At 77.7% G+C, this 14,856-nt stretch carries 7 protein-coding genes; 1 reads left to right on the top strand and 6 read right to left on the bottom strand.

The features are described 5' to 3' along the window. Positions 1-159: 159 nt before the first annotated feature. The 6 genes from ACZ462_RS08690 to ACZ462_RS08665 form a co-directional block, all read right to left on the bottom strand. Positions 160-6,564 carry an amino acid adenylation domain-containing protein gene (locus ACZ462_RS08690; RefSeq protein ID WP_467806697.1) on the bottom strand — a complete coding sequence of 2,135 codons (6,405 nt, stop codon included), beginning with the start codon at positions 6,562-6,564 and terminating at the stop codon, positions 160-162. 167 nt (positions 6,565-6,731) lie between these two features. After that, positions 6,732-9,074 carry a lantibiotic dehydratase gene (locus ACZ462_RS08685; protein WP_467806698.1) on the bottom strand — a complete coding sequence of 781 codons (2,343 nt, stop codon included), beginning with the start codon at positions 9,072-9,074 and terminating at the stop codon, positions 6,732-6,734. A 9-nt stretch (positions 9,075-9,083) separates the two neighbouring features. After that, positions 9,084-9,353: an acyl carrier protein gene (locus ACZ462_RS08680; protein WP_467806700.1), complete on the bottom strand. Its 270-nt coding sequence runs from the start codon at positions 9,351-9,353 to the stop codon at positions 9,084-9,086. A gap of 140 nt (positions 9,354-9,493) precedes the next feature. Continuing rightward, a complete protein-coding gene (locus ACZ462_RS08675; RefSeq protein WP_467806701.1) occupies positions 9,494-10,492 on the bottom strand; it encodes a threonine ammonia-lyase in 999 nt (332 codons plus the stop codon). Beyond that, entirely contained in the window at positions 10,489-12,018 is a 1,530-nt protein-coding gene (locus ACZ462_RS08670) for an amino acid adenylation domain-containing protein (RefSeq protein ID WP_467806702.1), read from the bottom strand. Before ACZ462_RS08670 ends, ACZ462_RS08675 begins: the two co-directional genes overlap by 4 nt. After that, positions 12,018-14,384 (bottom strand): lantibiotic dehydratase, encoded by a 2,367-nt coding sequence (locus ACZ462_RS08665; RefSeq protein WP_467806703.1) that lies wholly within the window; start codon positions 14,382-14,384, stop codon positions 12,018-12,020. The genes ACZ462_RS08670 and ACZ462_RS08665 overlap by 1 nt, the downstream gene beginning before the upstream one ends. A gap of 220 nt (positions 14,385-14,604) precedes the next feature. Between ACZ462_RS08665 and ACZ462_RS08660 the strand changes: the two genes are divergently transcribed. Continuing rightward, the gene (locus tag ACZ462_RS08660; protein WP_467806705.1) at positions 14,605-14,814 is read left to right on the top strand and encodes an MbtH family protein; all 210 of its coding nucleotides are present in this window, start codon (positions 14,605-14,607) and stop codon (positions 14,812-14,814) included. Positions 14,815-14,856: the final 42 nt, after the last annotated feature.

Genomic DNA, 14,856 nt, shown 5'->3' with positions numbered 1-14,856 from the left:
CCGCTCGTGGAGGGAGGCGCCGAGCCGCCGGCCCGGGGCCGGAGGGCCGGGGCCGGGCGCCGGCGCGGGCGGGGGCGGTGCGGTGGTCGGTGGCCGTGGTGGCCCGATGGGGGCCGGGCGGGGTGCCGGGCGGGGGCGGGGCCGACGGCCCCACCGGGGTCAGTAGTCGAGGGTCAGGGACAGGTCGATCTCGTCCTCGCTCATCGCGGCGATCTGCTCGACCAGTTGGCGTTCCACCTCGGCGGCGAGGCGTTCCACCGTCGGGTGGTCGAACAGGTCGCGCACCGAGACCGGGCAGTCGAACGCGGCGCGCAGGCGGGAGGCGACGGCCACGGCGCGCAGCGAGTGGCCGCCGAGGGCGAAGAAGTCATCCCGGATGCCCACTTCGGGCAGGCCCAGCACCTCCGACCAGATCTGCGCCGTGACCACCTCGGTCGGGGTGCGGGGCGCCACCGGCTCCGCCGGTGCCGGCGGAGCCGGGTCGGGCAGGGCGGCCGTGTCGAGCTTGCCCTGCACGGTGCGGGGGAGGGCGTCGAGGACGACCACCGCCGCAGGCACCATGTAGCCGGGCAGCCGGCTCCGGCAGTGCGCGGCCAGCGCCCCGCCGTCCAGGCCGGGGCCGGCGGCGTAGCCGACGAGCGTGCGCTCGCCGCGCAGTTCGCGGACCAGGACGGCCGCCGCGTGCACGCCCGGGTGCTCCTCCAGGACGGCCCGGACCTCGCCGAGTTCGATGCGGAACCCGCGGATCTTGACCTGGTCGTCCGTCCGGCCGAGGAAGTCCAGTTCCCCGGTGGGGAGTCGGCGGACGAGGTCGCCGGTGCGGTAGACGCGGCTGCCGGGGGCGCCGTACGGGTCGGGGGTGAACCGCTCGGCGGTCAGGGCCGGCCGGCCGAGGTAGCCGCGGGCCAGCTCCGGTCCGCCGATCAGCAGCTCGCCGGGCACGCCGACCGGGACCGGTTCCCCGTGCGCGTCGACGACGTACGCCCGGCGGCCGCCCCACGGCGCCCCGATCGGGACGCGGCCCTCCACCGGGCCGGTGACCAGGCGGGAGGTGGCCGAGACGACGGTCTCGGTCGGCCCGTACGTGTTGTGGACCGGCACGTGCGGCAGGTACGAGAACCAGTGGGCCAGCGGCGCCGACGGCAGGGCCTCGCCGCCGGTGACGGCGAGCCGCAGCCCCTTCAGGTGCCCGGCGACGGTGTCGAGGCGTGCGGCGACCTCCTCCCAGTAGGAGGGGGTCAGTTCCATGACGGTGACGCCCTCGGCGCGGACCTGCGCGGCGAGTTCCTCCACCGACCACACCTCGTCGGGCCGGACGACGACCGCCGCGCCGGCGGACAGCGCCGGCAGGACCTGCTCCAGGGAGGCGTCGAAGGAGAACGACGCGAAGTTCAGCACCCGGTCCGCGGCGGTGATCCCGAACCGTTCGCGGGCGGTGCGGACGTGCGCGCCGAGCGCTCCGTGCTCGACGCCGACCGCCTTGGGCCGCCCGGTGGACCCGGACGTGAAGAACGCGCAGGCCAGTTCCCGCGGCCCGGGCCGGTGCCGGGGCGCGTCGGGGGCCGGCCGGACGGCGTCCACGCGGACCAGCGGCCGGCCCAGGGCGCCCGCACGGCCGGCGGTCGCGGCGTCGGTGACGACGCAGCGCACACGGGCCTGTTCGACCATGTACCGCAGGCGGTCCTCGGGCAGGCCCGGGTCCAGCGGCACGTACACCCCGCCGGCCCGCCACACGGCCGCCATCGCGGCCACCCAGTCGGTGCCGCGCCGCATGCACACCCCGACGGGCACCTCGGGCCCCGCTCCCGCCGCGGCCAGCTCCAGGGCCAGGCCGCCGGTCAGGCCGTCGAGGGCGCCGTACGTCAGGGACCGCCCGCCGCCGGCCAGCGCGACCGCCGACGGTTCGCCGGACACCGCGAACGGCGGGGCGTCCGGCTCCGCGCCGGGCGCGGAGGCGGGGGCGGTGAGCAGGGCGCGCTCCTGCGGGGCGAGGAGGTCCAGCCGGGACACCGGGCGGGCCGGGTCGGCGAGCGCCGATTCCAGGGCGCGGCGGACGTGCCCGGCGAACCGGGTGGCGGTGGCGGCGTCGAACAGGTCGCTCGCGTACTCCACGTTGAGCGCGAAGCGGTCGGGGTAGAGCAGGAAGGTGGCCGTCAGGTCGAACTTGGCGGACCGCCACGGCAGCGGGAAGTGCCCGACCTCCAGCCCGTCGGCCCGCGGCCCGCCCGCGGCGCTCTCCTGCACGTCGAACATCACCTGGAACAGCGGGTTGCGCGAGGGGTCCCGCTCCGGGCGCAGCCGCTCCACCAGCCGCTCGAACGGCACCTCCTGGTGCTCGAAGGCGCCCAGCACCGCGTCCCGGACCCGCCCGAGGTACTCCTCGAACGACGGCTCCCCGGACAGGTCGCCCCGCAGCACCACCGTGTTCACCAGCAGTCCCACGAGCCGCTCCAGCTCCACCTGCCCGCGGCCGGCGACGGGCGTGCCGACAGCCACGTCCTGCTGCCCCGACCAGCGGCCCAGCACGACCTGCAGCACCGCCAGCAGCACCATGAACCGGCTTGCGCCGTGCCGCCGGGCCAGCTCCCCGACCCCGGCCGCCAGCTCCGGCGGCAGGTCGACCTCCACCGCGGCGCCCCGGCCCGACCAGCCCGCCGGACGCGGCCGGTCCGTGGGCAGCTCCAGCGCGGGCAGGCCGGCCAGGGCCCGCTCCCAGTAGCCGAGCTGCCGCTCCGGTTCCCCGCCGGCCATCCGCTCGCGCTGCCAGACCGCGAAGTCCCCGTACTGCACCGGCACCGGCGGCAGGTCGGGCTCCTGCCCGGCCCGGCGGGCCGCGTACGCGGCGGACAGCTCGCCGATGACGATGTCCTTGGACCAGCCGTCGGTGGCGGCGTGGTGGAAGGCGACGACCGCGACGTGGTCGCGCGGGCCCAGCTCCCACACCCCGGCGCGCAGCAGCGGCGGCTCGGCCAGGTCGAAGCGCTGTGTGGCGTACGCGGCGGCCTCCTCGCGGACGGCGTCCAGCCGGGCGCCGTCCCCGTCCGGGCCGCCCGCCCCGCCGCCGGCCGGTGCCGGCCGCCACAGCAGCGGCACCCCCGCCGGCGGCCGGACCAGCTGCACGGGCCGGCCGTCCAGCTCCACCAGCGCCGTCCGCAGCGCCTCGTGGCGGGCCGCGACGTCGTCGAGGGCGGCCTGCCAGGCGGCCCGTTCGAGGCCGCCGCGGATCCGCCACGAGTACCACAGGACGTACTCGTCGCCGACGCCCGACATCCGGTCCAGGAACCACATGCGCTCCTGGGCGAACGACAGCGGCAGCGGCCCGGAGCGGTCCACGGGCACGACCGCGGCGCAGCCCGCCTGCCGGGCCGCCGCCACGAGCGGCCCGAACTCGCGGATCCGCGGGTTCTCGAACAGGGTGCGCAGCTCGACCTCGCGGCCCAGCCGCTCCGCGATCCGCGACACGGCCATCGTGGCGAGCAGCGAGTGGCCGCCCAGGTCGAAGAACCCGTCGTCGATGCCGACCCGTTCGACGCCGAGGACCTCCGCCCAGATGTCGGCGACGGCCCGCTCGGCCGCGTTCCGGGGCGCCGCGTACGCGGTCGCGGCGGCGGCCCGGCCGTCCCGGCCGGGGTCCGCGGCCGGCAGCGCCGCCCGGTCGAGCTTCCCGGTGGGGCCCGCGGGCAGCGCGTCGAGCACGGCGAACACGGCGGGCACCGCGTGCTGCGGCAGCCGCTCCGCGCAGAACGCGCGCAGCGCGGCCGGCGCGACCGCGTCCGGGCCGGCGTCCGGTGCGGGCACCACGTATCCGGTGAGGCTCGCCCCGCCCTGCGCGTCGGTGCCGACGGCGGCCGCGGCGGCAGCCACACCCGGGCAGCGGGCCAGCACCGCCTCGACCTCGCCGAGCTCGACGCGGAACCCGCGGATCTTGACCTGGTCGTCGGTCCGGCCCGTGAAGTCCAGTTCCCCGGTGGGGAGTCGGCGGACGAGGTCGCCGGTGCGGTAGACGCGGCTGCCGGGGGCGCCGTACGGGTCGGGGGTGAACCGCTCGGCGGTCAGGGCCGACTGCCCCAGGTAGCCGCGGGCCAGCTCCGGCCCGCCGATCAGCAGCTCGCCCGGCACGCCGTCGCCGACGAGCTCGTCCCGCCCGTCCACCACGTACACCCGCCGCCCGCCCAGCGGTCGGCCGATCGGCACCAGCGCCGGGTCGGCACCCGGGTCCACGTCGTGCGTGGCGGCGGTGACGGTCGTCTCGGTCGGCCCGTACGCGTTGACCACCCGTACGTGCGGGGCCCGCGCCAGCCAGGCGGCCAGCGCCCCCGCCGGGACTGCCTCCCCGCCGAGGACCAGCAGCCGCAGGCCGGCCAGCGCGGCCGCCGAGCGGTCGGTGAGGGCGAACGCCACCTCGCCCCAGTAGGTGGGCGGCAGGTTCAGGACGGTGACGCCGTGCCGCTCGACCAGCTCCGGGACCCGCGCGGGCAGCCACTGCTCGTCGGGCCGCACGACCAGGCAGGCCCCGCAGCCCAGCGCCGTCAGCAGCTGGTCCAGGGAGGCGTCGAAGGAGAAGGAGGAGAACGCGAGGACCCGGTCGGCGGCCGTGATCCCGAACTCGGCGCGCGCGGCCGCCGCGTGCGCGGCCATGGCGCCGTGCTCGACGCCGACGGCCTTCGGGCGGCCCGTCGAGCCCGACGTGAACACGACGTACGCCAACTCGCGCGGGCCCGGCACGTGCCGCGGGGCGCCCACCGGATCCGCGCCGGGCCCGGGGCCCACGCCGCGCTCGGCGTCCTCCACGGCGAGGACCCGCGGCCCGAGCCCGGCCGCCCGCTCGCCGGTGTCCGCGTCCGCGAGCAGGCACACGACGCCGGCCTCCGCGGCCATGAACCGCAGCCGCTCCGCGGGCAGCGCCGGATCCATCGGCACGTACACCCCGCCGGCCCGCCACACGGCGGCCATCGCGGCCACCGAGCGGACACCGCGCCGCAGGAACACCCCGACCGGGCTGCCCGGCCGTACGCCCGACCCGGCGAGGGCGGCGGCGATACGGCCGGACAGCGCGTCCAGTCCGCCGTACGTGAGCGTCTCGTCCCCGCACACGAGGGCGGGCGCGCCGGCCGGCCCGGACACCGCGAACGGCTCGGGCACCGGCGGCGCGGCGGCGGCCGCCGGGCCGCCCGGCCGGACGGCCGCCTCCAGCAGCCGGCGGCGCTCCCGCCCGGGCAGCGGCTCCAGGCCCGCGGTGAGCGCGGCGAGCGGGCTGCCGGGCGCCTCGGTGGCGGCGCGCAGCAGGGCGGTGTAGTCGTCCGCGAACCGCTGCATCGAGTCCCGGTCGAAGAGGGCGGTGGAGAACTGGAGGCGGGCGGCTACGGCGCCGTCCGCGCGCAGGCTCAGGTCGAGGAACACGTCCAGCGGGGTGCCGGCCAGCGGCGCCCGGACCGTCTCCACGTCCAGGCCGGCCAGCCGGGCCGGCGCCGGAGCCGTGTTGAGCAGGGTGAAGGAGGCCTGCGCGAGGGGGTGCCGCGACAGGTCCCGCTCGCCGGCCACCGCGCCGACGACCCGGTCGAAGGGGGCCTCGGCGTGGGAGAAGTCCCGCAGCGCACCCGCCCGGACCCGCTCCAGCAGCTCCCCGAACGCCGGCCCGCCCCCCAGGTCGGTGCGCAGCACGATGGTGTTGACGAACGGGCCGATCAGGCGGGCCGTATCGGCCCGGCCCCGGTCGGCGAGGGTGGTGCACACGGCGATGTCCGTACGGCCCGAGTGGCGGCCCAGCAGCGCCTGGTACGCGGCGAGGAGCACCATGTAGCGGGTCGCCCGGTGGACGCGGGCCACCCGGTCGACGGCGGCGACCAGGCCGGCGGGCAGCTCGAAGCGGACCACGTCGCCGGAGCCGTCCCAGAAGGCGGGCCGCGGCCGGTCCGCGGGCAGCGCGAGCGGCGCCACCCCCGCGAGCCGGTCCCGCCAGTACGCGAGGAGCCGCTCCATGCGCGGTCCGGCCAGCCGGCCGGCCTCGGCGCGGGCGACGTCCGCGTACTGCAGCGGCGGCGCCGGGACGGGCTCGCCGCGGTATCCGGCGTCCAGCTCGTCCAGCAGCACGTCCCACGACCAGCCGTCGACGGCGATGTGGTGGACGACGAGCAGGAGCAGGTGGTCCCCGTCCCCCAGCCTGGCCAGGACGGCCCGCAGCGGGTGCTCGCGGGCCAGGTCGAGGGGGCGGGTCAGCTCCTGCGCGAACACCTCCTCCGGGCCGGCGGCCGCCATGTGCCGCAGCACGCCGGCGCCGGGCGCGTCCACGCACGCCACGGGTTCGCCGCCGGCCGCGGTGAACCGGGTGCGCAGCACCTCGTGGCGGTGGACGATCCCGGCCAGCGAGCGCTCCAGCGCGGCCGTGTCGAGGGGGCCGCGGATCCGCAGGGCCAGCGGCAGGAGGGATTCGGCGGAGCCGCCGGAGAGCTGGTCGAGGAACCACAGCCTGCGCTGCGCGTACGACACCCCGCCACTCCCGCCGGCGGGGCTGCCGGCACCGGTGCCGTGCTGCCTCGCCCCGCCGTGCGCTGCGACAACCTTCACTGTGGGCCTCCAAGCGGTGTTTTCCCCCACCCTGCTGGCCGGGCGGGGCCGCCAGTAGGGAAGAAGACGCAGCCGTGCACGCAGCCGCGGGGGAAGAACACGCAAGGCGGCGGCCCCGCCCGGCTGATGCTCCGCCGAACGAGCCGCCGCCTTGCGAGGCCGGCCCGTCAGCGGCCGTCCACCGCCACGAACCGCAGCTCGCTCGTGTACGCCTCGCCGCGGTCGTCGGTCAGCCAGGCCTGGTCGGGGCCCGGCAGCATCTCGGTGAACACCACCCGGCCGTCCGGGTCCTTGCGGGCCATCCTGCGGACGGCCTTGGCGAGGATGTTGACGTAGACGGGACTGTCGAAGTCCACGTAGAACGGTCGGGTCTCGGTCGGCAGGACCGCGAACGCGAACCGCGGCAGGCCGGCCTCCGCACGTCCGCGCCGCGCCCGCACGAACCGGCGGGCCTCGTCCTTCTCCTCGGCGAAGTCCAGCTCCGCCGCCGTCATCCGCCACGTCTCGCGGGCCACGACGAGCCGGTCGACGGTGACGCGCGGGGAGTGCCGGGCGTCGTCCGGGACGAGCCGGAAGAGGTCCATCGCGAGTGTCGTCAGGACGTGCGAGAACACCTCGACGGCGGGGAACTCGGCCCCGTCGGGCAGGACGACCGCCAGCTCGCCGCCGGCCCGCTCGACCACCGCCACGTCCGCGCTCAGGACCGTGCGGGGCCGCGCCGGGTCGGCGGTGAAGTCGACGAGGGCGACGTAGTGGTCCTCGGGCCGGACGAGCGCGTTGCGGATCCGCGCCGACAGCCGCGAGCGGTGCTCCTTCGGCAGCAGCGGCAGCAGCCGCGGGCCCGGATGGTCGCGGTCGGTCTCGGCGAGCAGCCGGGCCGGGTCGGGGTGCTGGTGCACGAAGAGGGACGCCCCCAGCGTGTTCGCGGCGACGTGCAGTTCGCCGAGCACCAGCTCGAAGTCGCCGCGCGCGGCGGCTTCCGGGCCGGACGCCGCGATCATGATGTCGGGGCTGAGGCAGCGGGCCGCGTCCCAGCCGCCGCCCGTCCCGCCGGGGCCGCCGAACCGCTCGGCGACCTGCCGGGCCACCTCCTCCAGCGGCAGCCGCACCCGGCTCGCGCCGGAGCCGGTGCCGTCGGCGGCGTCGGGGGCGCCGTCGGGGGCGGCCGCGGCGAGGACCGCCTGCCAGCGTCGCCGGAACTCCCGTCCCAGCGCCTCGGCCTCCTCGCGCGCCGCACCGTGCAGGACCGGCATGCAGGCGAACCAGAACGCGGCCAGGTCGACCGGCCCCCGCGCGGCGAGCCGCCCGTACACCTCGCGGGCCCGGCCCATCACGGCCTCGGCGAGCCGCGCCGTGAGCCAGCCCGCGCTGGCCAGCAGCGGGTCGAGCGGAGCGAGCGCCCCGTGCACGGCGGGCCCGAGGACCGCCGTCGCCGCGCGGCGGCTGTCGGAGTACACCAGGGCCCGGCAGGGCGCCGTACCGGCCGACTTCTCCCGCACGGCGGCGGCCTCCGTCAGCGAGGTGAACCGCTGCTCCAGCGCGGCCAGCGCCGCCACCAGCTCCTCCGGCCCCCGGGCCGCCGCCACGCGGTCCCGGCCGCGCTCCAGCTCGTCGAGCGCGCCGAGCCCGGCGTCCCGCAGCCCGGGGTCGCCGACACGCTCCAGCCAGGCCCGCAGGTCCCGTTCGGGGCGCGCGCCGGCCGGCACCTCCAGCCGCCACACCACCCAGCGGCGGGCCACCAGGTCCTCCAGGGCGGCCGTCACGTCGACGCCGGGCAGCGCGGCCCGGATCTCCCGGGCCGTCCGCACGCCGTCGCACAGGTCGAGGACGGCGCAGGCCGCCCCGCCGGGCGCCTGCACGGGCCGCCCCGGCACGGCGACCCCGCCGTCGCCCGTCGGGCGTACGAAGGGCACGCGCCGCGGGGCCGCCCACTCGCGCAGCGCCGGATCGGCGTCCAGCACCGCGGCGAGCGCGTCGACGGCCCAACTGGCGAAGTAGACACGGGATTCGGCGACGAGGCCGCCCGGTCCGGGGTCGGTGCGGACCGCCGCCGCCCCGGGGTCGCGGTCCCAGCGGCCCCAGCCGACGGGACCGAAGAAGCCGATGGTGTCGTTCTTGACGCAGAACCGCTGCCAGTAGTGCGCGACGAGCTCCTCCCGCTGGCGGGGCATGCTCGTACGGCCCCGTACGGTCGGCGTCCACGCCAGGAACGGCGTGATCCCCGAGTCCAGCACGGGCCGGTTCTGCCAGGCGAGCGCCTCGCGGAAGGCGGGCATCCGGGCGATGTCCTGGAGTGCGGAGGCGGTGTCGACCTGCGCCTGCCCGAACAGCCCGGCGAACTCGTCCCACCGCCGCCCGTCCAGCGGCTCGTCCGGAGCGAACTTGTCGGCGGCCTCGGCGAGCCCCGCCGGCGCCAGCCGCAGCACGCCGCGGGCCGGGAATCCGGCGCCGCGCAGCGCGAACTGCTCCCACAGCCGCCAGCGGCCGCCGGGCACGAAGGAGTCGGTCACGGCCCGCCCCTACGCCTGTGCGAAGTCGCTGCGGACGACATCGGCGAGGTCCGCGGGCGTCGGGTAGGCGAACACCAGCGCCACGGGCACCTCGACGCCCAGCGCCTCCTCCAGCCGGGCGGTGATGCGGAAGGCGGCCAGCGAGTCGCCGCCCCACTCGTAGAAGTCGCTCTGCCCGTCGAGCTCGGGCACGCCGAGGGTCTCCCGGTAGACGGCGACGACGAGCTCGGTCAGGGCGGTGGCGGCGAGGGCGGCGGTCGGGTTCTCGGTCACGGTCACGAGGGGCTCCTGAGGCAGAGGTCGATGGGACGGACGACGAAGGGAAGGAGAACGGGGGCACGTACGGACGTGCCGGGAGGGGTACGGGAAGGAACGCAGGCGGAAAGACGGCAGGCGGAAGGCCGGGCAAGCCGGGGCGGTCAACCGCCCGCCGGCCGGCCCGCGGCGGCGGCCGCCGCCGCCAGGACCGCCGCGGTGTTGCCGCCCGAGACGATCGCCACGCACCGGCCGGGGCCATGGCGGCGGCCCGCCCGCAGCGCCCCGGCCAGGGCCACGGCGCCGCTGGGCTCGGCGTCGACGCCGCCGCGCCGCAGCAGGGCGGCCGCGGCCAGGATCTCCGCGTCGGACACGGCGACCATGTCGTCGACCCGGTCGCGGACCACCGGGTACGTCACCGCGCCCGGCTGCTGTCCGCGCAGCCCGTCCGCGACGGTCCTGCTGGGGCCCAGCCGGAGCGGCCGCCCCGCGGCCAGCGAGCGGGCGTACCGGGCGGTGCAGGCGGGCTCGACGCCCACCACGCGCACCGGGTGCCCCTGCGCGGCGAGGCACACCCCGGCGAGCAGCCCGCCGCCGCCCGTCGGCACGTACACGGTGTCGGCGTCGGGCACGTCGGACAGGACCTCCAGGCCGACGGTGCCCTGCCCGGCGACGACGAGCCGGTGGTCGGACGACGGGACGAGGACCGCCCCGGTCTCCCGCGCCAGCTCCCGCGCCCGCCGGTCCCGGTCGGCGACACCGCCCGGCACGGACACCGTCCGGCCGCCCAGCGCGGCGATCAGCCCCGCCTTCGCGGGGTGCGCGCCGCCGGCCAGCACCACCGTCACCTCGGCGCCGAGGGAGGCCGCGAGCCGGGCCAGGGCGATGCCGTGGTTGCCGGAGGAGCCCGCGACGATGCGGCGGGCACCGAGCGCGAGGACGGCGTTCAGGGCGCCCCGCAGCTTGAACGAGCCGCCGTACTGGAGGTGTTCCGCCTTCAGCAGCATCCGCGGACCCGGCAGCAGCGGCGTGCGCCGCACGTGCCCGGCGATCCGCGCGGCGGCCGCCTCCACATCGGCCCGTGCGGGGGCTGCGGCATCCGGTGCGCCGGGCCCGAGGGGCGGGGGCAGCACGCCGGGGCGCCCGGCGGGTGCGGTGGTCACGGCCGGCCCCCGGACCGCGCCAGGGCCAGCCGGTCGGCCTTCCCGCCGCGTGTCGTCGGCAGCTCCTCCAGCCGGGCGAACCTGCGGGGCATCAGGTGCGGCGGCAGCACGGCCCCCAGGTGGGCGCGCAGCGCCCCGTCCGCCACGCCCGCCAGATCGCCCGTGACGTGCGCGACGAGGAAGACCCGGCCCTGCGCGTCGGTGTCCGGGGTGACGACCGCCCCGGTCACCCCGTGATGGGCCAGCAGCACCCCCTCGACCTCCGCGGGGTCGACGCGGTAGCCGCGGATCTTGACCTGCCGGTCGGCGCGGCCGTGGAACTCCAGCCCGTCCGGGCCCCGGACCGCCAGGTCGCCGGTGCGGTACAGCCGCGCGCCGGGCGGGCCGAGCGGGTCGGGCACGAACCGCTCCGCGGTCCGCGCCGGCTGCCCGCGGTAGCCCCGGGCCACACCGGCGCCGCCGATGTACACCTCGCCGACGGCCCCGTCGGCCACCGGGCGCATGCCCGCGTCCAGGAGCCGTACGAGCACCCCGTCGATCGGCGCGCCCACCACGTCGGCGACGGTGTCGGGGACGGCCGGGACGGCGTGGCGGGTCGAGGTCATGGTGCACTCGGTGGGCCCGTACTGGTTCACCAGCGCGCCCCGCACCAGGGACCGCCCGCCCGCGGCCAGGAACGGCCGCAGCGACTCGCCGCTCGACACCACCAGCCGCACCCCGTGCAGCAGTCCGGCCGCATCCGGCTGCCCGGCGAGGAAGGACAGGAAGGACGGGGTGGTGCTGAGCAGCGCCGTCACCCCGTACCGGCGCACCGCGGCGCCGAACTCCTCGGGCCGCAGCAGCGCGGACCGCGGCAGCACCACCAGGCGGCCGCCCGCCAGCAGCGGGGCGAAGGTGTCCCGGATGGAGGCGTCGTAGCCGAGGGGCGCGGTCTGGAGGGCCGTCGTGTCGGGGCCGAGGCCGTAGTCGCGGACGACGAACCGCAGGTAGGAGTCCAGGCCGCGGTGCTCGACCAGGACGGCGGAGGGCTCGCCGGTGCTGCCGGAGGTGTGGCTGACGTACGCCAGCGACCGCTCGGCGACGGGCGCGCCCGGTGCTTCCGGCACGGCCCGTGCACGCGGAGGCCGCCCGTCCGGCGGGTGCGGCGCGTCCAGCAGCACCGGCGGTCCGGGCACCGGCAGGCCGGCGAGCCGCCCGGCCGACGCCCGTGTCGCGACCAGCAGTTCGGCGCCGCCGCTGCGTGCGAGCGCGGCCAGCCGCGCGGGCGGCTGCTCCGGGTCCAGGCCCAGGAACGCCGCCCCCGCGCGCAGGACGGCGGCCGGCGCGGCCACGGCGTCCACGCCGCGCTCCACCGCCACCGCGCAGACCGTCTCCGGCCCGGCGCCCCGCTCTCTCAGCAGCGCCGCCAACCCGTCGATGCGGGCTGCGAGTTCCCCGTACGTGACGTCCCCGGACGGGGTGGTGACGGCGATCCGGCCCGGGTCGCGCAGGGCGTGGCCGGCGATGTCGTCGACGAAGGTCCGCATCAGGCACCCGCCCCGGCCCCGGCGGCGGCCTGCCCGGAACCCTGCCCGGCGGCCTGCTCGACGGCCGTCCGGTCGACGGCGACGAACCGCAGCTCGGAGGTGTAGGCGGCGCCCCGGTCGTCGGTCAGCCACGCCTGCTCCGGCGTCGGCAGCATCTCGCTCACCTTCAGCTTCGCGGCGGGGTCCTTGCGCGCCAGCCGCCGCACGGCCTTCGCCAGGATGTTGAGGTACACGGGGCTCTCGAAGTCCACGTAGAACGGCCGGGGTTCGGCCGGGGACACCACGAACACGAACCGCGGCAGGTCGTGCTCCCGCTGCCACTGCCGGGCCCGTACGAACCGGCGCGCCTCCGACGTGTCGCCTGCGAAGCCGAGCCCGCCGGCGGCGAAGGACCACGTCTCGCGCGCCACCACCATCCGGTCGATGGTGATCCGCGGCGTGTGGTCGCCCTCCGGGCGGAGCGTGAACCGGTCCATGACCCGCTGCGTGAGCGTGTTGGCGTACGCGTCGAGCAGGTCGAAGACGGCCCCGTCGGGCAGCACCGCGACGAGCCGGCCCTCCCGGTCCTCCACCGCGACGTCCGCGCACGCCACCGACCGCGGCCGGTACGGGTCGCCGGTGTCGTCGACCAGGGACACCAGGTAGTCCTGCGGCCGGTCCAGGGACGGCCTGCTGCGCGCCGACCACTTCAGCGGCAGCTCCTTCGGCAGCATCGGCAGCAGCCGCGGCCCGGGGAAGTCCCGGGTCGTCTCGGCGACCAACTCGTCCCGGTCGGGGTGCTGGTGGACGAAGAGGGAGGCGCCCAGCGTGTTGAGGGCGCAGTGCATCTCGCCGAGCACCATCCCGAAGTCGCCGCGCGCCACCGCGTCCGCGTCCTCGGCGAGCAGCAGCACGTCCGGGCTGAAGTAGCGGGCCAGCGACCAGCCGGCGCCGGGCTCCTCGAACTCCTCCCGCACCCGGGCGGCGATCGCCTCCGACGACACGCGCACCCGCCGCGCCCCCTCCGGGGCGTCCAGGACGCGGGCCCACCTGGCGCGCAGCTCCGCCTGGACGGCGTCCAGGTCCCGGTCGGCCTCCGGGTACGGGGACGGCAGGCAGGCCAGCCACATCCGCCCCAGGTCGACCCGGCTGCCGTCGGCGCCGAGCCGCTCGTACACGGCGCGCAGCCGGGCGCGGACCCGGTCGGCGAACCGGTTGGTCAGCCAGCGGGCCGAGGTCAGGCACTGGGCGAGGGGCGTCAGCTCCGCGAGCAGCGCGGCGGGCAGGGAGGCGGTCGCCGCGCGCCGGCAGTCGGAGTAGACCAGGCCCCGGCAGGGCGCCGTCCGCTCGCCTTTGGACCGCTGGGCGGCGGTCGCGGTGAGCGCCGCGAAGTCCGCCTCCAGCGCGGTGACCGCCGCGGTCAGCGCGTCGGCGTCGGTGCCGGCGGCCTGCACGGCGTCCCGCCCGCGCTCCAGCACGGCCAGCTTCGCCAGCGCCGGCTCCCGCAGCGCCGGGTCCCCGATCCGCTCCAGGACCGCCCGCAGCTCCCGCTCCGGGTACGTGCCGGTGGGGACCTCCAGCCGCCAGTGCACCCACCGCCTGCCCTGAAGCCACCGTACGGCCTCGGTCGCCTCCGCCACCGGTATGCCGAGCTCCTGCGCGATCACGGCGACCGGCCTGGTCCCGTCGCACAGGTCCAGGACGGCGCGCTCGGTGCCGCCGACGGGCTGCGGGGGACGGCCCGGGACGTGCACGCGGTCGCCGTCGGCGCGGACGAACGACACCCGCCGCGGCGGGATCCACGCCCGCAGCGCCGGATCGGAGTCCAGCGACCGGGCGAGCGCGTCGACCGCCCAACTGGCGAAGTACACACGGGACCCGGCGATCAGGCCCCCCGGTCCGGGATCGACCCGCACACCCTCCGCCGCGGGATCCCAGCGGCCCCAGCCGACGGGCCCGAAGAAGCCGATGGTGTCGTTCTTCACGCAGAACCGCTGCCAGTAGTGGGCGACGAGCTCCTCCCGCTGGCGGGGCATGCTCGTGCGGCCCTGCACGCTCGGCGTCCACGCCAGGAACGGCGCGATGCCGGTGCGCAGCACGGCCGGGTTCTGCCAGGCCAGCGCCGCCCGGAAACGCGGGTCCGCGGCGATCTCCTGCAACAGCCCGGACGTGCGGACGGCCGCGGCGTCGAAGGCCTCGGCGAAGCCGTCCCACTCCGGGCCGGCCAGCGCGTCGCCCGGCCCGAACTTGTCGGCGGCGTACGCCAGTCCGGGCGGAGCCGTGCGCAGTACCCCCTCGGCGGGGAAACCGGGGCCGCGGAGCGCGAAGTGCTCCCACAGCCGCCACCCGCCGGCGGGCAGGTACACGTGGTGCGGTGTGTCCGACATGGGCGGAGCTCCTTCCGGCCTGTCCGGCCTCTGCCTGCCGGTCCGGCAGCCCCTGCGGCCTGCTCCGGCTGCCCGGAACACTGCCGCCGCCGGCAGGCAGGCCGCCAGGGAAGGAGCGGCAGCACCGGCCGCCCGTCCTTCTGCGCGTTTGTCCCTATGGCAGGCCCGGCAGGCGGGGCAGGGTGGGGGCCGACCGATCGAGAGCGGGAGGACCCAGGCGATGAGCGAGACCGACGACGGCCGCTACCTGGTCGTGCACAACGACGAGGAGCAGTACTCCATCTGGCGGGCGGACCGGGAACTCCCCGCCGGCTGGCACGCCGAGGGCACGACCGGCACCCGGCAGGAGTGCCTGGACCACATCGGCCGGGTGTGGACGGACATGCGGCCGCTGAGCCTGCGCCGCCGCCTGGCCGAGGCGGACGCCTGACGCCGCCCGCGGGGGAACGCGGGGGACACGAACGCCGGCCGG

It is taken from the genome of Streptomyces sp. NPDC031121, from assembly GCF_055570615.1.
The sequence above is the reverse complement of the archived record's forward strand: the minus strand, read 5'-3'. Positions and strand labels throughout refer to the sequence as shown.